Here is a 22,330-nt window from a genome sequence, read left to right on the forward strand (position 1 = left end):
GGTGCGAAGTACCATCGACCGCTGTGAGTGAATCAGCCCCAGCCCCCGAATTCCTCTACTCCGACCTCCTGCCCGCCGACCATTCCGACACCCCGTATCGCTTGATCACGACCGAAGGCGTCACCACCTTCGAGGTGGACGGCCGCACCTTCTTGAAGGTGGAGCCCGAAGCCCTGCAGAAGCTGACCGCCGAGGCGATCCACGACATCAGCCACTACCTGCGACCCGCGCATGTCCAGCAGTTGCGCAAGATCATCGACGACCCCGAGGCCTCCGGCAACGACCGGTTCGTCGCCCTCGACCTCCTCAAGAACGTCAACATCTCCGCCGGCGGCGTGCTGCCGATGTGCCAGGACACCGGCACCGCGATCGTCATGGGCAAGAAGTCCGAGGGCGTCCTGACCGGCGTCGACGACGGCGAGTGGATCTCCCGCGGCGTCTACGACGCGTACACGAAACTGAATCTGCGGTACTCCCAGCTCGCGCCGATCACCATGTACGAGGAGCGCAACACCGGCACCAATCTGCCGGCGCAGGTCGAGATCTACGCGACCGAACAGGGTCCGAAGGGACCGGAGTACAAGTTCCTGTTCATGGCCAAGGGCGGCGGCAGCGCCAACAAGTCGTTCCTGTTCCAGGAGACCAAGGCCATCCTGAACCCGAAGAAGATCCTCTCCTTCCTGGACGAGAAGATCCGCTCGCTGGGCACCGCGGCCTGCCCGCCGTACCACCTGGCCGTGGTGATCGGCGGCACCTCCGCCGAGTTCGCGCTCAAGACCGCCAAGTACGCCTCGGCGCACTACCTGGACGACATGCCCACCGAGGGCACCATGGCCGGTCACGGCTTCCGCGACACCGCGCTGGAGGAGGAGGTCTTCAAGCTGACCCAGTCGTTCGGGATCGGCGCGCAGTTCGGCGGCAAGTACTTCTGCCACGACGTCCGCGTGATCCGGCTGCCGCGCCACGGCGCGTCGTGCCCGGTGGCGATCGCCGTCTCGTGTTCGGCCGACCGCCAGGCCCTGGGCAAGATCACCGCCGACGGCGTCTTCCTGGAGCAGCTCGAGACCGATCCCGCCCAGTACATGCCCGACGCCGGCGTCGCCGAGGACATCGAGGGCGGCGAGGTGGTGCAGATCGACCTCAACCGCCCGATGGACGAGATCCTCGCCGAACTCACCAAGTACCCGGTCAAGACGCGCCTGTCGCTGACCGGCCCGCTGGTCGTCGCCCGCGACATCGCGCACGCGAAGATCGCCGAACGGTTGGAGGCCGGCGAACCGATGCCGCAGTACATGCGGGATCACCCGGTGTACTACGCGGGCCCGGCCAAGACGCCCGAGGGCATGGCCTCGGGGTCGTTCGGGCCGACGACGGCCGGCCGCATGGACAGCTACGTCGCCCAGTTCCAGGCCGCGGGCGGCTCGATGGTGATGCTCGCCAAGGGCAACCGGTCCAAGCAGGTCACGCAGGCCTGCGACACCCACGGCGGCTTCTACCTCGGCTCCATCGGCGGCCCCGCCGCACGCCTGGCCCTGGACTGCATCAAGAGCCAGGAGGTGATCGAGTACCCCGAACTCGGCATGGAGGCCGTGTGGAAGATCGAGGTGGAGGACTTCCCGGCGTTCATCGTCGTCGACGACAAGGGCAACGACTTCTTCACCGATCCGTCCGGTGCGGTGAGCGTCCCGGTCGGCGGCGTGCGGATCCGGTCCAAGGAGCGCTGACCCAGCGGGTGGGGGTCGGCCCGGCCGGACCCCTCGGGGAATCCCCGGGGAAACCCTGATCCCCACCCTGAGATCCGCCGGAATCCGTCGACCGGCGGCGGTCGCGCTCTCATCGTCGAGGCATGACCGGCGCACACCCGACACCCACGACCTTCCCGCCGCCACCGGAGCGAGGGCGCTCCCGCACGCTGCGAATCACCCTGGCGGTCGTGGCGGTGGCGGTGTTCGGGATCGCCGCGGTCGGCGCCCGGGTCGCCGTCACCGTGCTGCGAGCGCCGCTGGACACACGCGGCACCGTGACCTTCGACCGCGAGTTGCGGATCCCCGCGCTCGCGGAGTCACGCGTCGAGGACGGCGTCCGCGTGTTCGACCTGACAATGCAACGGGGTGAGTCGGACCTCGGCCGGGGCACCGCGACTCCCACGTGGGGGATCAACGGCCCGCACCTCGCTCCCACTCTTCGCGCCGCGCGCGGCGAGGAGGTCCGCGTCCGGGTGACCAACCGGCTCGGTGAGGCGAGCACCCTGCACTGGCACGGCATGCGCCTGCCCGCACGGATGGACGGCGGCCCGCACCAGATGATCGAGCCGGGGGCCACGTGGACACCGCAGTGGAACATCGACCAGCCGGCCGCCGGCCTCTGGTACCACCCGCACCCGCACGGCGAGACCGCCCGGCACGTCTACCGCGGTCTGGCGGGGATGTTCCTCATCGACGACGACGCCGAGTCCCGGCTCGCCCTGCCGCGCCGGTACGGCATCGACGACCTCCCGATGATCGTGCAAGACCGCAGGTTCCACGACGACGGCACGCTCGACACGTCGACCTCGCTCTTCCAGTCCGAGGGGATCATCGGCGACACCGTCCTGGTCAACGGCACCCCCGGACCGTACGTCGACGTCACGACCCGCACCGTGCGTCTGCGACTGCTCAACGGATCCAACACCCGGCCGTACGATTTCGTGTTCGACGACCACCGCGAGTTCTCCGTCATCGGGACCGACAGCGGCCTGCTGCCCGCTCCCGTGCCGGTCCGCGCGGTGCCGCTCTCACCCGGAGAGCGGGCCGAGGTGGTCGTGACCTTCCGGCCGGGCGAGCGGGTTCGCCTGCAGAGCGAGCCCACTCCCGGAGGAGCACGGTTCGCCGGCGGGAGCGATCACCTGGAGATCGCCGAGTTCCGCGCCGCGAGCGATCTCGGCGGAGTCGGCACCGTGCCCGACCGCCTCGTCGACGTCGCGCCGATCCCCGAGACCGCGGCCACGGTAACCCGGAGCTTCTCTCTCGGCGGCAGCACCATCGACCGCAAGCCGATGGACATGGCGCGCATCGACGAGGTGGTCACCGCGGGCGCCACCGAGATCTGGTCCGTCGCCAACAGCGGGGACGCCGTGCACAACTTCCACATCCACGACGCCGCCTTCCAGATCCTCGACATCGACGGCGACCCGCCGCCGCGGTATCTGGGCGGATGGAAGGACACCGTCTGGGTCCCGCGGGACTCGACGGTCCGGCTGATCATGACGTTCGCACACCACACCGACACCGAGGTCCCGTACATGTACCACTGCCATCTGCTCCGGCACGAGGACGAGGGCATGATGGGCCAGTTCCTGGTGGTGCCGCCCGGAACGAGTACCGACCCCGCCGACTACTCGGCGCGCACCGGCCACCACCACTGACCGACGCGCGCGCCGCGCCTCAGCGCGGGGTGGTGATCACGACCACCGCCTCCGCCGGACCGTCGGGTGCGGCGAAGCGATGACGCCGATCGCTGACCCACGTGTGGGTCCGTCCCTCGGGGACTCGACTCTCCTCCCCTACCGGTCCGGCGAGCACCTGCCCGAGCACGACGGTCAGGTGCTCGGTCACGCCGGTTCCGTGGGACGGGGACACGTGGTCGGCGCCGGCCGGGAACTCCAGCCGGAACACCTCGACCGTGCGGTGCGGCAGGTGCCGCACCGACAGCAGCACCGTGCGCATGCCGCCGTCCGCCGCCGAGTGCACGCCCGACGTCTCGCCGACCAGCGCGGTCAGCGGCACGTCGAGCGGCTCGCAGAGCGCGTACAGGGTCTCGACGGTCGGATTGCGGCCGCCCGCCTCGATCTCCGAGAGGGAGCCCTTCCCCACCCCCGCGCGCCGCGCCAGTTCCGAGAGGCTCAGTCCGCGTTCGACGCGGATCTCCCGTACTCGTCGTCCCACCGCTGCCGCGCTCACCCCTCCGATGATACGTTCTGAGAACAGAACGTTCTGTGAACGGAACGATTGCGGAGGTGAAGACCGTGCCCGACGACGCTCCCGCGGCCCCGACCGCGGATCGAGTCCCCACTTCGGTGCCCGTGAGCGCAGGCATCGTGTGCGCGCTGGTCGGGTTCACGTCGTCGTTCGCAGTGGTCCTGGCCGGACTGCGCGCGGTCGGCGCGAGCCCGGCGCAGGCCGCATCGGGACTGGTCGCGGTGAGTATCGCGATGGGTGCGGCCTCGGTGCTCCTGTCCTGGCGGACCCGGATGCCGATCACCTGCGCCTGGTCCACTCCGGGCGCCGCGCTGCTGGTCTCCATCGGCGCGGTGGCCGGCGGTTGGCCCGCCGCGGTCGGCGCGTTCGCCGTCTGCGCGGTGCTGCTGGTCGCGACCGGACTGTGGCCCGCCCTCGCCCGGCTCGTCACCCGGATCCCGCCCGCCGTCGCCCAGGCGATGCTCGCCGGCGTCCTGCTGCCCCTGTGCATCGCGCCGGTCACCGCGCTCGCCGACGATCCGCCGGTGATCGCACCGGTGCTGCTGACCTGGGTCGTCCTGCTCGCCCTCCGGCCGCGCTGGGCGGTGCCGGGCGCCTTCGTCGCCGCCCTCGCGGTGATCGCCGTGACCCTGATCGGGCACGACGACGTCCCGCCCCCGTCCGCCTGGATCCCGCACCTGGAACTCACCGCGCCCGCCCTGACGCCGCAGGCGCTGACCGGGATCGCGCTGCCGCTCTACATCGTGACGATGGCCGCGCAGAACATCCCCGGCGTCGCGGTGCTCGGCGGTTTCGGTTACCGCGCGCCGTGGCGCGCCGCGCTGTCGACGACGGGGCTCGGTTCTCTGCTGGGCACCGTCTTCGGCGGGCACGCGATCAATCTGGCCGCCATCAGCGCGGCGCTGGCCGCCGGGCCGGACGCCGGTCCGGATCCCGCCCGGCGCTGGGTCGCGGGGGTGAGCACCGGCGTCGCCTACCTCGGACTCGGCCTCGTCTCGACCGGTCTGTGCGCCGCCGTGCTCGCCGCTCCGGCCGGGCTGGTGCAGGCGGTGGCCGGGGTGGCCCTGCTCGGCGCCTTCGCCGGGGCGTGCGCGGGCGCGCTGGCCGCCGAGTCCGACCGGATCCCCGCGGCCGTCACCCTGGTGGTCGCCGCGTCGGGCACCACCCTGGTCGGGATCGGTGCGGCCTTCTGGGCGCTGGCGGCGGGCGTCGTCGCCCACCGGCTGCTCCGGCCGTCGACGCGCGAGAAGCCGACGGACGCCGCAGCGGGGAACGACACGACTGGGAACGACACGGCGGGGAACGACATCGGGAAGTGACGTCCGGCACTTTCGACGTCGGGGGGGTGTCCCGGCTCCACGCCGGATCGGCACGATATGGTTAGCCAACCCTTATCGTCCCTCTCATCACTTCACTCAGCGCCGAGGAGCAGCCGCATGACCCAGTCCGAGGAGACCCAGTACCGCATCGAGCACGACACCATGGGCGAGGTGAAGGTGCCCGTGGACGCGCTCTGGCGCGCGCAGACCCAGCGTGCGGTGGAGAACTTCCCGATCTCGTTCCGCCCGCTCGAGCGCACCCAGATCCGCGCGATGGGCCTGCTCAAGGCGGCGTGCGCGCAGGTCAACAAGGACCTCGGCCTGCTCGATCCCGCCAAGGCCGAGGCGATCATCGCCGCCGCCACCGAGATCGCCGACGGCAAGCACGACGACCAGTTCCCGATCGACGTCTTCCAGACCGGTTCGGGCACCAGCTCCAACATGAACACCAACGAGGTGATCGCGTCGATCGCCAAGGCGAACGGCGTCGACGTCCACCCGAACGACGACGTGAACATGTCGCAGTCGTCCAACGACACCTTCCCCACCGCGACCCACGTCGCCGCCACCGAGGCCGTCGTGACCGCGCTGGTCCCCGCGCTGACGCACCTCCAGGAGGCCCTGGCGACCAAGGCCACGCAGTGGCGCGACGTGGTCAAGAGCGGCCGCACCCACCTGATGGACGCGGTCCCGGTGACCCTGGGCCAGGAGTTCGGCGGCTACGCCCGCCAGGTGCAGGCCGGCATCGAGCGCGTCGAGTCCGCGCTGCCGCGCGTCGGCGAGCTGCCGATCGGCGGCACCGCCGTCGGCACCGGCCTCAACGCCCCCGACGGGTTCGGCACCAAGGTGACCGCCGAACTGGTGAAGCTCACCGAGGTCGACGCCCTGAGCCTGGCGAAGGACAACTTCGAGGCGCAGGCCGCCCGCGACGGCCTCGTCGAACTGTCCGGCCAGCTCAAGACGATCGCCGTCTCGCTCACCAAGATCGCCAACGACGTGCGCTGGATGGGTTCGGGTCCGCTGACCGGCCTCGGCGAGATCCTCCTGCCCGACCTCCAGCCGGGCAGCTCGATCATGCCGGGCAAGGTCAATCCGGTGCTGCCCGAGGCGGTCACCCAGGTCGCCGCCCAGGTGATCGGCAACGACGCCGCCGTGACCTGGGGCGGCGGCAACGGCGCCTTCGAGCTCAACGTGTACATCCCGATGATGGCGCGCAACGTCCTCGAGTCGATCAACCTGCTCGCCAACGTCTCGCGGCTGTTCGCCGACAAGTGCATCAGCGGCCTGGTGGCGAACGAGGACCGGCTCAAGACCCTCGCCGAGTCGAGCCCGTCGATCGTCACCCCGCTCAACAGCGCCATCGGCTACGAGGAGGCCGCCGCCGTCGCCAAGCAGGCGCTGAAGGAGGGCAAGACCATCCGCCAGACCGTGATCGACCGCGGCCTGATCGGCGACGCGCTGTCGGAGGAGGAGCTCGACGCACGGCTCGACGTCCTCAAGATGGCCAACCTGGACCGGGAGCGGTAGGCCGGAGCAGCCACTCAGGACCCGTGGGCCCCGCGGTGGATGTCCAGGCTTCTGGACATCCACCGCGGGGTTTCGTGTCGGAGCATCACGGGTATGCGTATACGGAGATCCACCCTCTGGCTCGCGGTCGTGCTCACCGCGCTGCTGACCGTCGGCCTTCTCGCCCCCGGCTCCACCCGTGCCGACGAGGCGAAGCGACATTTCCTGGTCACCGCGGGCGTCGCCCTCGGGCTGAGCGTCCTGGAGGTGCACTCCGACGGACGGCTCACGCCGGTTCCCGGCAGCCCGTTCCGCACCGGTTTCGGCGTCCTGTCGGTGACCGCGGCACCCGACGGCAAGACGGTCTACGTCCCCCGCGCCGACGGCCACGTCTCGGTGTACCGGGTCGCCTCGAACGGCGCCCTGCGCAGTGTGCAGACCCTCGGCGTCGGCTTCCCGACGACCGGCGCCCGCGTCGCACCGAACGGGAGGTACCTGTACGTCCTCAAGTCCGGACTCCCCGGGCGGGTGGAGTCGTTCCGGATCCGCAAGGACGGCACCCTGGCCCCCACGGGGCACCGGGCCGCCCCGATCGACGGCCTCGGGCTGGGCATGGTCAACATGTCGTCCATCGACCCGGACGGCCGCTTCCTGCGCGCCACCACGTACATCGGAGTCGGGCTGACCAGTTTCCGGCTCGGACCGAACGGCGAGGTGACCCGGATCGCCGCCGACACCGTCGGACTGGGGCCCGTCGCACCGGTGACCACCCCGAACGGGAAGTACCTGTACAGCAGCGACGAGTTCGCCTTCGGTCTCAGCGGTTTCCGGGTGAACCGCGACGGGACGCTGACCCGCCTGCCCGGCGGACGATACCCCACCCACGGTGTGCCGCACGGCGCCGTCGTCACCCCCGACGGCAGACGCCTGTACGTGCCCAACGCCGTCGGCACGTCGATCTCCGCCTTCTCGATCCACCGGAACGGCCGGTTGACGCCGCTGCCCGGTTCGCCGTACCCCGGGCCCGGCTGGACCCTGCCGGGTCAGGTCGCACTGCACCCGAACGGCAGGTTCCTCTACAACATCGACTGCCTGACCGGTCGGGTCACGACGCGCGTGCACACCTACCGCATCCACCCGAACGGTTCGCTCTCGCGCACCGCCCGCCCGTCGGTCGACACCGGGGTGGTCATGTCCGACGGCCCCGTGGTGGCCCTGATCTGAGGACGTCCCGGCCCGTCTTCGCTCCATGGCCCCGCCGCCGTCCGCGCACGCGTAGCGTCGGGGCCATGAGCATCGCCGCCTTCCCCGACGACTGGTCGAGCGCCCTGGTGCTCGTCGCCCATCCCGACGATCCCGAGTACGGCGTCGCCGCCGCCGTGGCGAAGTGGACCGCCGAGGGCCGGACCGTCGTCTACGCGCTCGCGACGTCCGGCGAGGCCGGGATCGAGGGCATGGATCCGGCCGAGGCCGGCCCCCTCCGCGAAGACGAACAGCGCGCCTCGGCCGCGGTGGTCGGCGTGGACGCGGTCGAGTTCTGGGGTTTCGAGGACTCCGCGATCGGCAACACCCCGGAGTTGCGCGCGAAGATCGTCGACACCCTCCGACGGGTGCGGCCCGACCTCGTCGTCTCGATGTACGGCGGACCGGAGTGGGCTCCCGGGTTCCCGAATCAGCGCGACCACAGGGAGTTCGCCGCGGCCGTCGTCGACGCCTACGACGAGGTGCAGGCCGACGAGCAGGCACCCGACCGGCCCCGGGCGCTGTTCGTCAACGGCCCCGGGTCGACGCACGCGGTCGACGTCGAGGGGTTCACCGAGATCGCGGTGCGGTCCCTCGCCGAGCACGACGTGTACCTGTCGGTGCTCGACCCGGACACGCCCGTGCTCGAGCAGGCCCGGGCCCAGGTCGCGAGGACGACGGGACCGATCGAGGGGTTCCCCGCCGCGCAGACCACCGGACTCACACGACTGCGCCCGTAGTCAAGACCTTCCGGCGCATCTGTGGACGACGCCCGTCGTCCACAGGCGGCCGCGCTCGGTCCTTCCCTCCCGGCGGCGCCGAGGGAAACGTGGTGGGCATGACCAGCACAGAGACGCCCGCTCCCGCATTCCTCCGCACACTCGATCACGCCGTCCACCGGAACCACCTCAAGGCCGCGGGCCTCACCCTGGGCGAGATCCGCGCCGCCGAGGACGCCGGTCTGATCGTCGAGTTCCGGAAGGAGTTCTACGGTCCGCCCTCCTTCGCGGCGCTGACCGGCCGCGACCGGCTGCTCATGGCCGCCGCCGCGTACCAGCGGCTCGGGAGGACCCGGGACGCGCTCCTCACCGGCGCCGCGGCCGCCGCACTGCACGGGATGATCGAGATCGACGCCGACTCCGCGCGCCCGCGGCCGCTGGAGTTCCTGGAGTACGCGAGCGACGGCAGGTCCGTCACGCGCGCCGCCGCCGTCATCCGCGTGGACCGGGTGCGCGACCGGGAGTCGGTGGTCCTCGACGGGGTGGAGACCACCACGCCGGCCCGCACCCTGATCGACATGGTGCCGACCTACCCGCACCTGCTGGACGACTGGGTGGTGACCGCCGACCGCGCGCTGCGGCTGGGCATCGTCACCCGCGACCAGCTGGTCCGCGAGGCGGGTCTGCTCCGCCGTCGCCAGGGCGACGTCCGCGTGCAGCTGGAACGCCTGGACGAGCGGTCGCGCAGCGAAGGCGAGACCCGCAGCCGCCTGTACTTCGCCCGCGAGGGCATGACCCGGCCCGAACTGTACGAGACCGTCTACGACTACGCCGGAGAACCCGTCGCCACCCCGCCGTTCGTCTGGCCGCGCCAGCGCGTCGTCGGATTCTGCGTCGAACCGGTTCCGGCGTGCGCCTTTCCCGACTGCGACGACCGGTGCACCGGCGACCCCGGATGCGCCGTCGACCAGCACGTCGACGAGTTGTTCCGCGAACTCGAAGCCCAGACCGAGACGGACCGGCGGCTCGACGCACTCGGATACCGCGTCTACCGCTGGTCCGGTTCACGACCGTCCCCCGACTGCGGCCTCTGCCGACTCCGCGAGGACGTGGGCACCCCGTACCGCCGGGTCGTCCGGCCCGGCCGATTCGACTACTTCTGAGACCCGCGGGCGAAATCGGAGAGCAACGCGGGCGTCGCCGAGTCGAAGCCGACGACGTCGAGTATCCCGGCATCGTCGGGGTCCGCGATCGAGAACCCGGTGGCCGTCATCCCGACCACCGCCATCCGGGCGTCGGGGTTCACCTCCCGCCGGTAGCGGGCGAGCGCCTGGTGCGGATGGATCGGACCGCACCACGTCTCGTTGTCGGTGTACACCGAGAACACGTCCACCTCGACGCCGTTCTCGTGCGCCCACGTGATCGGGAGCGCACAGTCCGTCGCACCGAACGGCAGGTTCTCGATCGTGCACACGACGTCGTCGAGCCGACGCCGCGGACCTAGGTCGAGTTCGCTGATCCCGCTCCCCCGGTACGTGCCGTTCGGGTCTCCGGTGAAACCGACGATCCAGTGCTGCGGCTCGGTCGCCGCGGTCACCAGCGCCAGGGCCGCCGAGGCCTCCCGCGCGCTGATCGGGAGTCCGGAGACCCGCGCCGTCATCGAACCGGAGACGTCCAGGGCCGACAGGTGACGGCGTCCCGACGGTTCCACGGCGGCGAAGGCCGCGTAGAACGCCGCGTCGAGCGCGTCCGAGATCGGCGTCGACGGAACCCACGTGGACTCGCCGCGGGCCGACCTTCCCGAGGCGTACGTGCGCTGGGCGACGAGCACGTTCACCGGGTGCACCCGGGCACGACGCAACCGCTCCGGGTCGGTCAGCTGTGCGGCCACCCGCTCGGCCCGCTCCGTCCCGGGCGCCAGCAGACCGAGCCGGGTGAGGCGTGGCAGCTGCCGCAGCAGCGCGGTCTGGGGCAGACCGCGCTCGAGCAGGGCCTCCCACACCGGCGGCGATGCCAGCGCCGCATCGGGCAGCATCTCCCACGAGAGTCCGTAGTCGACGACGCCCTCGACGGCCCGCCGCGGATCGGCCTGCACCCGCTCGTATCCTTCGACGAGGCGCGGCACCCCGGCGGTGTCACCGCGGGTGAGGTACGCGAACAGCGCCCGCCGCTCGGCGTCGTCGGTCACCGGGTGCGCCAGGCGCAGCAGGTCGCGGTGCGACCAGCCCTCCCGCTGCCGGTACTTGATCGCCTGGTGGGCGACGTCGGCGACCGGCCGGGTCAGGTACCAGTCGCCGACCGCGCGCCGCAGCGCCCGGCCCCACCCGCGGAACTGCTCGACGTATCCCGCGAACAGGAACGAATGCGTCCCGGTCCGCGCGACGTCGGGCAGCGCGTCGAGGGCGGCGCGGCGCCCTTCGTCGTCGCCCAGACCCGCCGCGGCGGCCAGCGCGAACAGGGCGGGCTGCTGCTTCGGTGCGCGTCCCGCCTGAGAGATCGCGACGATCTCCCGGACCAGCGCCGTCGTCTCCTCGGCGGCGAAGCGCAACACCGTCGGCGCGGCGTCCGCGGTCAGCTCCGCAGCCGACGTGTAGTAGGTGCCGCCCTCGGTGCCGAGGAGCAGGAATCGACGCAGCCGCTGCAGCGGGGTCACCGTGAAGGTGTGACCGCCTGCGCCGTTCACCTCCTGGCGAGGGTCGGCGGGCCTGGTCTGAGGGGTGATTCCGGTGCTGATGGTGCGGTAGACGTCCATGGTGTGATCTCGCGGTGAAGAGGCGGGCAGAACACGCGACGCCGACGGAGACCGTCGGCGTCGCGCGTGGTTCTGCGAGGGCGGGCGTGATGCTGACGACCGGAGAGAAAGCCGCTCTGCCGGATTGAGCTACGGAGCCCGAACGACTCCGACGGGATTCGAACCCGCAACCCGCCCATTAACAGTGGTAACCGACCGTCTCCGGCCCGCCCTCGTCGAGAACGGTAACGGACCGTCCGGACGCGGCGCCACCGAATTGGTCGCCGCGACGTCTCAGGACCCGGTCACCGACCCCAGGATCTGCGGAATGAACGCCGTGAGCTGCTGCATGAGCTGAGTCAGCGCATCGTCGGGAAGCGGGGCGCCTTCGGGCGTCGTCGTGGACGGCGCATCCTTGATGTCGCTCGGCGTCGACTGGTTGACGCCGATGCTGATCTTCGGGTTCTTGGCCGGATCGAGCCACTTGAGGACCTTGATCATCGATTCGCGGTCGATCGCCACGCACCCCCAGGTGGGTTCGCTGCCGACGTGCAGGAACATCGCCGTCGCCTTGCCCGGGGTGTTGGACGGATTGTGCTTGAACTCCACCGCGTAGTCGTAGGCGGGACCCATGTCGTACAGGTTCTCGCTGCCCGGGCCGGGGCTGTCGGACCGGCGCACCATCTGGTTGTAGGTCGGCGACGCCTGGTTGCCGTCCCACCAGTCCTCCCGGTCGACCTTCTTGTAGTTCATCTTGGTGCCGGGGTTGTCCTGCCGCCCGAACGCCTGACCCAGCGCGTACGTGCCCTCCGGGGTGCGGTGGACGTCGTCCTGCGGTTCACCGATGCCCAGGGAGCCCATGTACGCCTCGACCGGCCCCAGAACGGGCCTCCACTGTCCGGCGGCGTCCTTCTCGAAGGTCGTGAGCGTGCCGACCGTCGCCGCCTTCTGCGGCACCGAGACGACGATCATCTGACCGGTCCCGCCGGCCGGAGCACCGGGCGTCGGCACTCCCGGGAGCGTGAGTCCCCGCAGCAGGTTCTCCAGCATCGTCCCCGCATCGGACGGAGGCTGCGACGGCGCGGGCGACGGCGTGGTCGGGTCGGCGGCGGCCGCGCCGGCACCGGCGGCGAGGGCGACGAGCACAGCCGTCACCAACAGTCCCAGTTGCCACACACGGCCCATCAGTAACTTCAGCACCATCCCATGGTGCCAAGAATGCCGGGATCACGCCACCCCCGGAGACCACCGTCACCGGAATGCAACCCGGTCACGGAACCGTGCCGCACCGTTAGGCTGGAGGCATGGCGACGCCCCCTCCCCGCTGGATCACCGACACCGCACCCGGCCACAGCGAGTGGTACATCGACCGCTTCCGGACGATGGCCTCCGCCGGCGACGACCTCGCCGGCGAGGCCCGGCTCCTCGACGCGATGGTGCCGCGGCGCTCCCGGATCCTCGACGCCGGCTGCGGCCCCGGGCGCCTGGGCGCGCACCTGCACGCGGCGGGCCACGAGGTGGTGGGCGTCGACGTCGACCCGAAGCTGATCGCGGCGGCCGAGCAGGACCATCCCGGGCCCACCTGGCTGGTCGGGGACCTGGCCGAACTCGACCTGGCCGATCCGCACGGACCCGCGCGCACCGCCACCGGCGAGCAGGCCCCCGCCCTCGACGAGAAGTTCGACGCGATCGTCTGCGCCGGCAACGTGATGGTCTTCGTCGCCCCCGACACCGAGGCTCGGGTGCTGCGTCGCCTGGCCGCGCACCTGAAGGACGACGCTCCCCTGGTGGTCGGCTTCCACACCGATCGCCATCTGACCCTGGACGCCTTCGACGCCGCCGCCGACCAGGCCGGCCTCCGGCTGGATCTGCGTCTGGCCACCTGGGATCTCCGCCCGTGGACGCCCGAATCCGATTGGGCCGTCTCGATCCTGCGCCGCACCTGAACCGCCGAACCGGGGACGGGCGCAGGATCGAGGCCGGTCAGCCCTGACCCGGGGCGAACTCCTCCAACAGATCGGTCACCAGAGCCGCGATCGGCGAGCGCTCGCTCCGGGTCAGCGTCACGTGCGCGAACAGCGGGTGGCCCTTGAGCTTCTCGATCACCGCGGCCACGCCGTCGTGCCGCCCCACCCGCAGGTTGTCGCGCTGGGCGACGTCGTGCGTGAGCACCACGCGCGAACCGGCGCCGAGCCGGGAGAGCACCGTGAGCAGCACGTTGCGCTCCAACGACTGCGCCTCGTCGACGATCACGAACGAATCGTGCAGCGACCGTCCGCGGATGTGCGTCAGCGGAAGCACCTCGAGCATCCCGCGCGAGAGCACCTCGTCGATCACCGCGGTGGAGACCAGCCCTTCGAGCGTGTCGAAGACGGCCTGCGCCCACGGCCCCATCTTCTCGTCGGCGCTGCCCGGCAGGTAGCCGAGCTGCTGCCCGCCCACGGCGTACAGCGGCCGGAACACCACCACCTTGCGCTGCTCCCGGCGTTCCAGGACGGCTTCGAGTCCGGCGCACAGGGCGAGCGCCGACTTGCCGGTCCCGGCCTTGCCGCCGAGGGAGACGATGCCGACCGAGGGATCGAGCAGCAGGTCCAGGGCCACCCGCTGCTCGGCCGAACGGCCGCGCAACCCGAACGCCTCCCGGTCGCCGCGGACCAGCTGCACCTGCTTGGTGTCGGTCACCCGACCCAGGGCACTCGCGCTCGATCCGGACCCGAGCAGCCGGACGCCGGTGTGGCACGGCAGGTCGCGGGCCTCGTCGACGTCGACGATCCCCTCCGCGAACAGTTCGTCGATCACCCCGTCGGCCACGTCCAGCTCGTCCATGCCGGTCCAGCCCGAGACGACGACGTCCTGCGCGTGGTACTCGTCGGCGGCCAGGCCGACGGCCCCGGCCTTGACGCGCAGCGGGGTGTCCTTGGAGACCAGGGTGACGTCGGCGCCCTCGGCGCGCAGGTTCAGTGCGCACGCCAGGATGCGGGAGTCGTTGGAGTCGTTCCGGAAACCGGCGGGCAGCACGGCCGGGTCGGTGTGATTGAGCTCCACCTGCAGGGTGCCGCCGTCGTTCCCGATCGGCAGCGGGACGTCGAGCCGCCCGTGCCGGATCCGCAGATCGTCGAGCAGACGCAGGGCGGTCCGGGCGAACCAGCCCAGTTCGCTGTGGTGGCGTTTGCCCTCGAGTTCGCTGATCACCACCAGCGGAATCACCACGTGATGCTCGGCGAAGCGGGTCACCGCCCGCGGATCGGAGAGCAGGACGGAGGTGTCGAGGACATAGGTGCGTGCGGTCACGGTGGACTCCCGAGTGCCGCGCGGCGCCCGCGCGGGCGAGATCTAGATCGGCCGGTCGGTACGCCGTCCCCGTTCGGCGTCAGCCGACGAGGACGAGGACCGGGGCCGATCCTCTCGTGACTCCACAGTGCACGAATCGAACCTCCCAAGACGGGCCGTCGCTTCAGCGCCCCGTCGATGCCGACGCTACCTGCGCACCCGGTGACCTGCTGGGAGAGCAGACGGCGCGACGATGAACGTCGTGTTACGGAACGACGTCCGACGACGACCTCGACGCCGCCGGATGCCGGCGAAGCCCGCGGGATCTCCGAGATCGGAGAGCCCGCGGGCTTCGAAGAACGGCGACCGGGTGCTAGACCTGGCCCTCGGCCAGTGCCAGAATCCGTCGGCGGGCGGCCTCGGCCTCCTCGCTCAGCTCCTGGACGCTCTCCAGCTTCAGTTCGTCGGCGATCTTCCGCGCGATGGCCGAATCGGTCGAGACGTCCTCGAAGTCCGAGAAGTACTCGCGCTGGGTGTCGTAGTCGGCGATGTCGCTGCCGATGTGCTCGATCTCGCGCAACGCCTTGTCGACGGCCAGGACCGTGGCCTCCTGGTCGGCGACCATTCCGGCCATCAGGAAGGCCTGGAAGGTGGACGCCTGCACGTTGTCGTCGGTCTGGATCTTGTCGAGGATCTGGATCAGCACCGGATCCTCGACGTACTCCTTGAGTCGGCCGATGAACTGCACGCACTGGTTCTCGTGGACGGCCAGCAGCGCCAGCGCGTCCATCGGGCCGACCGCGTCGGAGGCCTCCGGGGTCTGCTTCCAACCCGCGACCACGTGGATACGACGACGGTTCTCCGCGTCCACCGGGTCCTGGCAGCGGGTGACCACCAGGTAGTCGCGCAGCACGATCGCGTGCCGGTTGTCCTCGGCGGTCCAGACGCCGATCAGCTGGCGCCAGTCGGAGAAGGCCGGGAAGTGCAGCGCCAGGATGCGGTGCTGCGACGGCAGGTTGTCCTTGGTCAGCAGCAGCGCGAGCAGCGCGGCGTTCGCCGTCTCGCTCAGACCGGCCTCGCTCGGATCCCAGTCCGCACCGCCGAGGAACCGGAAGTTGCGCCCCTTGCTCCAGGGCACCCACGCGTGGGGCATCCAGTCTTCGGCGGCCTCGGCGTGCTCCTCCGCGAGGGTGGAGAGCGACTTCTCGAGCGCCGTGATCAGTTCGTCTTCGTCCAAAACAGCCACGGTCGACAGTTTAGTCGAAATCAGCTCCCACTCATCATCCCCCAGGACTCAAGTCCCTGATAGAGGGGGAAGTCCAGCGCGAGTTTCGCGACGCGGGCACGCAGCGCGGAGACGTCGGCGGCCTTGCCCTGCGCCAGCGCGGTGGCGATGATGTCGGCGACCTCGGCGAACTCGGCGTCGCCGAATCCCCGCGTGGCCAGGGCCGGAGCACCGATCCGCAGACCCGACGGGGTCATCGGCGGACGCGGGTCGAACGGCACGGCGTTGCGGTTGACGGTGATGCCCACCTCGTGCAGAAGGTCCTCGCCCTGCTGGCCGTCGAGGTCGCTGTTGCGCATGTCCACCAGGACCAGATGCACGTCGGTGCCGCCGGTGAGCGGGGTGATGCCCGCGTCGGCGACGTCGGAGTGGGTCAGGCGCTCGGCGAGCGCCTGGGCGCCGGCGACGGTGCGACGCTGACGCTCGGCGAACTCCTCGCTGGCGGCGATCTTCAGCGCGGCGGCCTTGGCGGCGACGACGTGCATCAGCGGCCCGCCCTGCTGGCCCGGGAACACCGACGAGTTCAACTTCTTGGCGTACTCCTGCTTGGCCAGGATCAGGCCGGAACGCGGACCGCCGAGGGTCTTGTGCACGGTGGTCGAGACGACGTCGGCGTAGGGCACCGGGCTCGGGTGCAGACCCGCGGCCACCAGACCGGCGAAGTGCGCCATGTCGACCCAGAGCTTGGCGCCCACCTCGTCGGCGATCTCGCGGAACGCCGCGAAGTCGAGGGTGCGCGGGTAGGCCGACCAGCCGGCGACGATCACCTTCGGCTTGGCGTCGAGGGCGATCTTGCGCACCTCGTCCATGTCGATGCCGGTGGTCTTCCTTGCTGACGCCGTAGAAGGCGTTCTCGTACAACTTGCCCGAGAAGTTCAGGCGCATGCCGTGGGTGAGGTGACCGCCGTGGGCCAGGTCCAGGCCGAGGAGGGTCTCGCCCGGCTCCATCAGCGTCATCAGGACGGCGGCGTTGGCCTGCGCGCCCGAGTGCGGCTGGACGTTGGCGAACTCGGCGCCGAACAGCTCCTTGGCGCGGTCGCGGGCGATGTCCTCGACGACGTCGACGTACTCGCAGCCGCCGTAGTAGCGGCGCCCCGGGTAGCCCTCGGCGTACTTGTTGGTGAGCACGCTGCCCTGCGCCTGGAGGACCGCGCGCGGCACGAAGTTCTCCGAGGCGATCATCTTCGAGCGTGTCGCGCTGACGCGCCAGCTCGCCGCTCATCGCCGCAGCGAGGTCGGGATCCAATTCGGCCAGGGACTGCGTAAACAGGGTCATGGGGACCAGTTTAAGTGGCCGACTCCGCGCGCAGCGCCGCCGGGGTCAGCGGTTCGTCGAGCAGCCGCCCGAATCGGTCGAGCCTGGTCTCGGCGGCCTCCCGCTCCGATTCGACGATGCGTTCGATTCCGGCGGCGGGGCGTTCGACTCCGGCGGCGGGACCGTCGAGCCAGCGGTCGAGCAGTTCGTAGCCCTCGACGTAGGTCGAGATGTACGCGCGCCACAGCGGCGAGGTGAGGAAGCGCAGCATCTGCCGGGCGCGTTCGGCCGGCACCAGCAGCCAGCGCTGGAGGAACGCGGCCACCTCGTCGGGGTCGCGGTGCGCGTCGTGCAGCGCCAGGGCCGCGTCCTGGCGCACGTGCAGCAGACCCGCGGTGGCCGCCGACACGGCGCGGGCCTTCTCGGCGTCGTACCGGAGGCCGAAGTCGGCGTAGACCTCGGCGGCCCACGGCTGCCAGTCCCGGCCCTGCGCGGCGACCAGCGCGTGATCGGCGAGCCCCTCGGCCATCAGGCACTGCGGCGTGTTGACCAGGAAGATCGTCTGCTCGTTCTGTCCGCCGCGCTCCACCAGGAGCTGCTCCTTGCGGCAGTGCTCGGTGTGGTGCCCGGGGTAGGCCTCGTGGGCCACCAGTCCGGGCAGCCCGGACAGGTACTGCGGGAGATCGGTGTTGATCGCGACCGTCGAACGGTAGCCGCCGAGATAGTAGTTGAAGCCCGACCACGGTTCGTCCGAGACGATCTCGAACTCGACGACCTCCGATTCGGGCAGGCCGAACCGCGACCGCACCGTCGAACGCAGCGCCCCGCTGAACTCGTGCACCAGCGGCCGGACCAGGTTCGACGGGATCTCCTCGGTACGACGATGCGCCGCGTACGCCTCGCGCAGCGCCTCCCCGGTGGCCCCGGGGACGCCGAGCGCCGCCGCGATCCTCCGGTGCGCGTCGGCGTAGACGTCCTCGTCGGCCGGTGCGATCCGGACGTCGAAATAGGCTTCGACCTCGTCGACGAAGCCGATCGTCTCCCCGGCGAACTTGCGTGCCGAGCACTCCAGCGCGCGCAGATGCGCGCCGAGGAACTCGGCCCGGTCCGCGGGCAGTCCGCCCGGCAGCGCGTTGCGGAGGTCGCGGGCCCGCCGGGCCAGTGCGGCCGGATCGGGCGCCGGAGCGTTCTCCGCTTCGGCGCGCAGCGCGGGGTCTCCGGTGTACGCGTCGACGAAACCCGGCTCGATCCGGTCGAACAGCAGACCGAGGCGCAGGTAGTCGTCGACCAGATCGGCGGCGGTGTCGGGACTCACGCGGCCCACGCTACCGCGCGCGGACCGGGCCTGTAGTCTGCCCTGCATGGCGCGCCTATCCAGTGATCGCGACCCCGGCCTCTACCTCGAATTGGACCGGCGGCAATGGCGCGAACTCCGGCGATCGATGCCGATGGTCCTCACCGAGAACGAGCTCGAGCAGCTCGCCGGCCTCGGTGAACAGATCGACCTCAAGGAAGTCGCCGAGGTCTATCTGCCGCTCTCCCGACTGATCCATCTGCAGGTGGAGGCCCGCCAGCGGCTGTTCGCGGCGACGTCGACCTTCCTCGGCGAACGCCAGCGCAACCGCCAGGTGCCGTTCGTGATCGGCATCGCCGGGAGCGTCGCGGTGGGCAAGTCGACCACCGCGCGCGTGCTGGCCAAGCTGCTGTCGCGCTGGGAGACCCATCCCAAGGTCGACCTGGTCACCACCGACGGCTTCCTCTACCCGACCGCCGAGCTGAAGCGCCGCGGGATCATGCACCGCAAGGGCTTCCCCGAGTCGTACGACCGCCGGGCGCTGCTGCGCTTCGTCACCGAGGTGAAGTCGGGTTCCGAGTCGGTCAAGGCGCCGGTGTACTCGCACGTCTCCTACGACATCGTGCCCGGCGAGTTCCACGTGGTGAACCAGCCGGACATCCTGATCGTCGAGGGCCTCAACGTGCTGCAGACCGGCCCCACCCTGACGGTCTCGGACCTGTTCGACTTCTCGGTCTACGTCGACGCCAACCTCTCCGACATCGAGGAGTGGTACGTCTCCCGTTTCCTGGACATGCGCACGACGTCGTTCGCCGATCCCGAATCGCATTTCCACGGCTACGCCTCGCTGACCGACGAGCAGGCGACGATCGCCGCCCACGACATCTGGATGACGATCAACCGGCCGAACCTGATCGAGAACATCCTGCCGACCCGGCCCCGCGCGACGCTGGTGCTGCGGAAGGACCACGACCACTCGATCAACCGGGTCCGCCTCCGCAAACTCTGACGCCCCCCGGACGAGACCGGACGACTACGCGGTGATGTCGGCGACGGTCGCGCCGGTGACCGCCACCAGGTCGGCGGGCGCCAGTTCGATCTCCAGACCGCGTCTGCCCGCACTGGTCAGCACCCGGTCCCACGACATCGCCGAGGAGTCGACGACGGTCGCCAGCGCGGTCTTCTGTCCGACCGGCGAGACCCCGCCGAGGAGGTAGCCGGTGGCCCGGGTGACCGCCGCGGGCTGGGCCAGCACCGCCTTGGGCACGCCGAAGGCCTTCGCCGCGGCCTTGAGGGAGAGCTGCTGCGGCACCGGGAGCACGGCGACCCCCAGCCGCCGGTCGCCCCGCCCCTTGAGCCCCGTCGAGAGGTCCACCACGAGCGTCTTGAAGATCTGGCCGGGTTCCACGCCGAGGCGCGCGGTCATCACGGCGATCGCCTCGGCGCCGTAGTCGGTGTTCTTGCGATCGTGCTTGTACTGGTGCACCGCATGCACGATGCCTGCGGCTTCCAGCGCCGCGATCGCGGGGGTGGCGGCCATCGTCGTCGTCCCGTCTACTTCCCGAAGTTGCGTTTGCGGGCGGCGAAGTCGCGGAGGGCTCGCAGGAAGTCGACCCGGCGGAACTCGGGCCAGTAGGCGTCGGTGAACCACATCTCCGAGTAGGCGCTCTGCCACAGCAGGAATCCGGACAGCCGCTGCTCGCCCGAGGTCCGGATCACCAGGTCCGGATCGGGCTGGCCGCTGGTGTAGAGGTTCGCGTCGATGCCCTCGACCGAGACCGCCTCGATCAGCTCCTCCCGGCTCGCCCCCGCGGCGAGCTTCTCGCGCAGCAGACCCTGGACGGCGTCGACGATCTCCTGGCGTCCGCCGTAGCCGACGGCGACGTTCACGTTCATCCCGCCGCGGCCCTCGGTGCGCGCCGAGGCCGCGCGCAGTCGTTCGGCGACGGCATCGGGCAGCACGTCCAGGTTGCCGACGATGCGCACGCGCCAGTCGCCGGGGGCGTCGGCGATCTCGTCGACGATGTCGGGCACGATCTCCATCAGGGCGTCGAGTTCGTCCGAGGCGCGGGCGAGGTTCTCGGTGGAGAGCAGGTACACCGTGACGGCGCCGATGCCGAGTTCGGAACACCAGCCGACCATCTCGGCGATGCGCTGCGCACCGACGCGATGACCGTGCGCGACGTCCTCGAAGCCGGCCTCACGCGCCCAGCGGCGGTTGCCGTCGCAGATGATCGCCACATGCCGCGGGACCCGATCGGTATCCATGAGCTGGACCAACCGGCCTTCGTAGACACGGTAGAGCCCACCCCGCACACGCTCTGGGATCAGTTTCACACGAGCGATCTTACGCCGGAGATAAGTTACCGGCGCGAAACTTACGGTACCGTAGGTTGCATGATCGACGCGCTCTCGACCGACGTCGCCGAAGGCAAGCCCCGGCTCCGCGGCGTCATCCACAAGTACTCGGCGTTCGTCTCGGCGGCGGTGGGCATCATCCTGATCGTCGGCACCGCCAGGAACCGTACGGCCGTGGACGTGGCCGCGGTGGTCGTGTACGTCCTCGGGATCACCGGGCTGTTCACCACCAGCACCGTGTACCACCGGGTGAACTGGACCGATCCGCGCCACCGGATCGCGATGAAACGGGCCGACCACTCGATGATCTTCCTCTTCATCGCGGCCAGTTACACGCCGTTCTGCATGATGGGGCTCGACTCTCCGGAACGCTGGTGGGTGCTGGGCATCGTGTGGGCCGGCGCCCTCGGCGGCGTCACACTCAAGTTGATCGCACCGGGGTCGCCGCGCTGGCTGGGCGTGGTGCTCTACATCGTGCTCGGCTGGGTGATCGTCTGGGTCGCGCCGGAGCTCCTGCGCAACGCCGGGGTCGCGGTGTTCGTGCTGCTCGCCGTCGGCGGGGTGTTCTACAGCGTGGGCGCGGTGTTCTTCGCCCTGCGCTGGCCCGAGCCGTGGCCGGGGACCTTCGGACATCACGAGGTGTTCCACACCTGCACCGCGATCGCCGCACTGCTGCACTACATCGCGGTCTGGCTGATCGTCCTCTCCTGACCCGCCTCCCGCGAGCGGTTCCGGCGCCGCCGGGCCGATAGACTCCTCCGCGTGCCCGCCGCCCCACCGACGATCCCCCGGCTGAGAGCCGCCGTCGTCGGCGCCACCACGGCCGTCACCGGTGTCGCGGCCCACGCGCAGGGCCACGGCGCACTCCCCGACGGCAACGTGCTGGTGCTGTTGGGCGCCGCGGGCATCGCGGTCGCGGTCGTGCTCGGCGACCGGGATGCACGACGTACGACGCCCCGCCGCGCCCCGTCGTCGCAGCCGATCCCGCCGGTGTGGCGGCTGCTTCCGGCGCTCGCCGGCGGCCAGATCGTCGTGCATCTGCTGCTGATCGCCCTGGCGGGGCATCCCCACGCGCCGATCACCGCGCCGATGGCGGTGACCCACACCGTCGGGACGCTCGCCGCCCTCGCGCTGGTGGCGGCCGTCGAATCGCTGGTACGGACCGTCGCCGGACTCGCGCTGCGGATCGTCGCACTGCTCACCGATCCCCCGGTCGCCGGACCGGCGGTCCCTCCGACCCCGCCCGCACCGTTCCTTCCCGCACGTTCCCTGCGGCACCTGGGCACCGTCGGCACGCGCGGCCCGCCCCTCGTCCTCGTCTGACACCCCACTTCACCCCCGACCCGAGCGGGGACGCGCACCGACGCGTCTCCCGCCGGGCCGGGCGTTCCCCTG

19 protein-coding genes and 1 pseudogene are annotated in these 22,330 nt (G+C 70.8%); 11 read left to right on the forward strand and 9 right to left on the reverse strand.

What is annotated here, in order from left to right; translation table 11 throughout:
* Positions 1–23: 23 nt before the first annotated feature.
* Together QM809_RS18590 and QM809_RS18595 are read left to right on the forward strand one after the other, a co-directional pair.
* The gene (locus QM809_RS18590; protein ID WP_415047333.1) at positions 24–1,724 is read left to right on the forward strand and encodes a fumarate hydratase; all 1,701 of its coding nucleotides are present in this window, start codon (positions 24–26) and stop codon (positions 1,722–1,724) included.
* A gap of 209 nt (positions 1,725–1,933) precedes the next feature.
* Positions 1,934–3,403 carry a multicopper oxidase family protein gene (locus QM809_RS18595; protein ID WP_415047334.1) on the forward strand — a complete coding sequence of 490 codons (1,470 nt, stop codon included), beginning with the start codon at positions 1,934–1,936 and terminating at the stop codon, positions 3,401–3,403.
* A gap of 19 nt (positions 3,404–3,422) precedes the next feature.
* Here the strand turns inward: QM809_RS18595 and QM809_RS18600 are convergent, their stop codons facing one another.
* Positions 3,423–3,938, reverse strand: coding sequence for a helix-turn-helix domain-containing protein (locus QM809_RS18600; protein ID WP_415047335.1), 516 nt, complete (start codon positions 3,936–3,938; stop codon positions 3,423–3,425).
* Positions 3,939–3,994: 56 nt separating this feature from the next.
* Between QM809_RS18600 and QM809_RS18605 the strand changes: the two genes are divergently transcribed.
* The 5 genes from QM809_RS18605 to QM809_RS18625 all read left to right on the forward strand — a co-directional run bounded on the left by QM809_RS18605 (position 3,995) and on the right by QM809_RS18625 (position 9,905).
* The gene (locus tag QM809_RS18605; RefSeq protein ID WP_415047336.1) at positions 3,995–5,275 is read left to right on the forward strand and encodes a benzoate/H(+) symporter BenE family transporter; all 1,281 of its coding nucleotides are present in this window, start codon (positions 3,995–3,997) and stop codon (positions 5,273–5,275) included.
* A 117-nt stretch (positions 5,276–5,392) separates the two neighbouring features.
* On the forward strand, positions 5,393–6,802 hold the full coding sequence (locus tag QM809_RS18610; RefSeq protein ID WP_415047337.1) for a class II fumarate hydratase: 1,410 nt from the start codon (positions 5,393–5,395) through the stop codon (positions 6,800–6,802).
* A gap of 93 nt (positions 6,803–6,895) precedes the next feature.
* Complete coding sequence (locus tag QM809_RS18615; protein WP_415047338.1) at positions 6,896–8,005, forward strand: lactonase family protein; 1,110 nt, start codon at positions 6,896–6,898, stop codon at positions 8,003–8,005.
* A gap of 65 nt (positions 8,006–8,070) precedes the next feature.
* Positions 8,071–8,763, forward strand: a complete 693-nt coding sequence (locus QM809_RS18620) for a PIG-L deacetylase family protein (protein ID WP_415047339.1) — start codon at positions 8,071–8,073, stop codon at positions 8,761–8,763.
* Between the two features lie 98 nt (positions 8,764–8,861).
* Complete coding sequence (locus QM809_RS18625; protein ID WP_415047340.1) at positions 8,862–9,905, forward strand: hypothetical protein; 1,044 nt, start codon at positions 8,862–8,864, stop codon at positions 9,903–9,905.
* On the opposite strand, the gene QM809_RS18630 is transcribed toward QM809_RS18625, so the two are convergent.
* Together QM809_RS18630 and QM809_RS18635 are read right to left on the reverse strand one after the other, a co-directional pair.
* On the reverse strand, positions 9,896–11,494 hold the full coding sequence (locus QM809_RS18630) for a TROVE domain-containing protein (protein WP_415047341.1): 1,599 nt from the start codon (positions 11,492–11,494) through the stop codon (positions 9,896–9,898). The two genes, QM809_RS18625 and QM809_RS18630, sit on opposite strands and share 10 nt — an antisense overlap.
* Before the next feature lie 273 nt (positions 11,495–11,767).
* Positions 11,768–12,676 carry a L,D-transpeptidase family protein gene (locus QM809_RS18635; protein WP_415047342.1) on the reverse strand — a complete coding sequence of 303 codons (909 nt, stop codon included), beginning with the start codon at positions 12,674–12,676 and terminating at the stop codon, positions 11,768–11,770.
* A 101-nt stretch (positions 12,677–12,777) separates the two neighbouring features.
* On the opposite strand from QM809_RS18635, the gene QM809_RS18640 reads away from it, so the two are divergent.
* Positions 12,778–13,419 carry a class I SAM-dependent methyltransferase gene (locus QM809_RS18640; protein ID WP_415047343.1) on the forward strand — a complete coding sequence of 214 codons (642 nt, stop codon included), beginning with the start codon at positions 12,778–12,780 and terminating at the stop codon, positions 13,417–13,419.
* A 37-nt stretch (positions 13,420–13,456) separates the two neighbouring features.
* Here the strand turns inward: QM809_RS18640 and QM809_RS18645 are convergent, their stop codons facing one another.
* From QM809_RS18645 to QM809_RS18660, 4 genes and pseudogenes are all read right to left on the reverse strand, one after another.
* Positions 13,457–14,764, reverse strand: a complete 1,308-nt coding sequence (locus QM809_RS18645) for a PhoH family protein (RefSeq protein WP_415047344.1) — start codon at positions 14,762–14,764, stop codon at positions 13,457–13,459.
* Between the two features lie 352 nt (positions 14,765–15,116).
* Positions 15,117–15,989, reverse strand: coding sequence for an acyl-ACP desaturase (locus QM809_RS18650; RefSeq protein ID WP_415047345.1), 873 nt, complete (start codon positions 15,987–15,989; stop codon positions 15,117–15,119).
* A gap of 20 nt (positions 15,990–16,009) precedes the next feature.
* Positions 16,010–17,304 (reverse strand): annotated as a pseudogene (gene glyA, locus QM809_RS18655) (serine hydroxymethyltransferase).
* Between the two features lie 10 nt (positions 17,305–17,314).
* Positions 17,315–18,646 (reverse strand): DUF885 domain-containing protein, encoded by a 1,332-nt coding sequence (locus tag QM809_RS18660; protein WP_415047346.1) that lies wholly within the window; start codon positions 18,644–18,646, stop codon positions 17,315–17,317.
* Here QM809_RS18660 and coaA point away from each other — a divergent pair.
* Entirely contained in the window at positions 18,645–19,586 is a 942-nt protein-coding gene (coaA, locus tag QM809_RS18665; RefSeq protein ID WP_415047347.1) for a type I pantothenate kinase, read from the forward strand. The genes QM809_RS18660 and coaA overlap by 2 nt on opposite strands.
* A 24-nt stretch (positions 19,587–19,610) precedes the next feature.
* Here coaA and QM809_RS18670 read toward each other — a convergent pair whose 3' ends face one another.
* Positions 19,611–20,117: an aminoacyl-tRNA deacylase gene (locus QM809_RS18670; RefSeq protein WP_415047348.1), complete on the reverse strand. Its 507-nt coding sequence runs from the start codon at positions 20,115–20,117 to the stop codon at positions 19,611–19,613.
* Positions 20,118–20,131: 14 nt separating this feature from the next.
* Positions 20,132–20,914 (reverse strand): isoprenyl transferase, encoded by a 783-nt coding sequence (locus QM809_RS18675; protein ID WP_415047349.1) that lies wholly within the window; start codon positions 20,912–20,914, stop codon positions 20,132–20,134.
* Between the two features lie 60 nt (positions 20,915–20,974).
* Between QM809_RS18675 and trhA the strand changes: the two genes are divergently transcribed.
* Positions 20,975–21,646: a PAQR family membrane homeostasis protein TrhA gene (gene trhA, locus QM809_RS18680; protein ID WP_415047350.1), complete on the forward strand. Its 672-nt coding sequence runs from the start codon at positions 20,975–20,977 to the stop codon at positions 21,644–21,646.
* A 51-nt stretch (positions 21,647–21,697) separates the two neighbouring features.
* Positions 21,698–22,258 (forward strand): hypothetical protein, encoded by a 561-nt coding sequence (locus QM809_RS18685; protein ID WP_415047351.1) that lies wholly within the window; start codon positions 21,698–21,700, stop codon positions 22,256–22,258.
* Positions 22,259–22,330: the final 72 nt, after the last annotated feature.

Origin of the sequence: Gordonia sp. (in: high G+C Gram-positive bacteria), from assembly GCF_047600385.1 — a bacterium.
In the GTDB taxonomy this organism is placed as follows: domain Bacteria; phylum Actinomycetota; class Actinomycetes; order Mycobacteriales; family Mycobacteriaceae; genus Gordonia.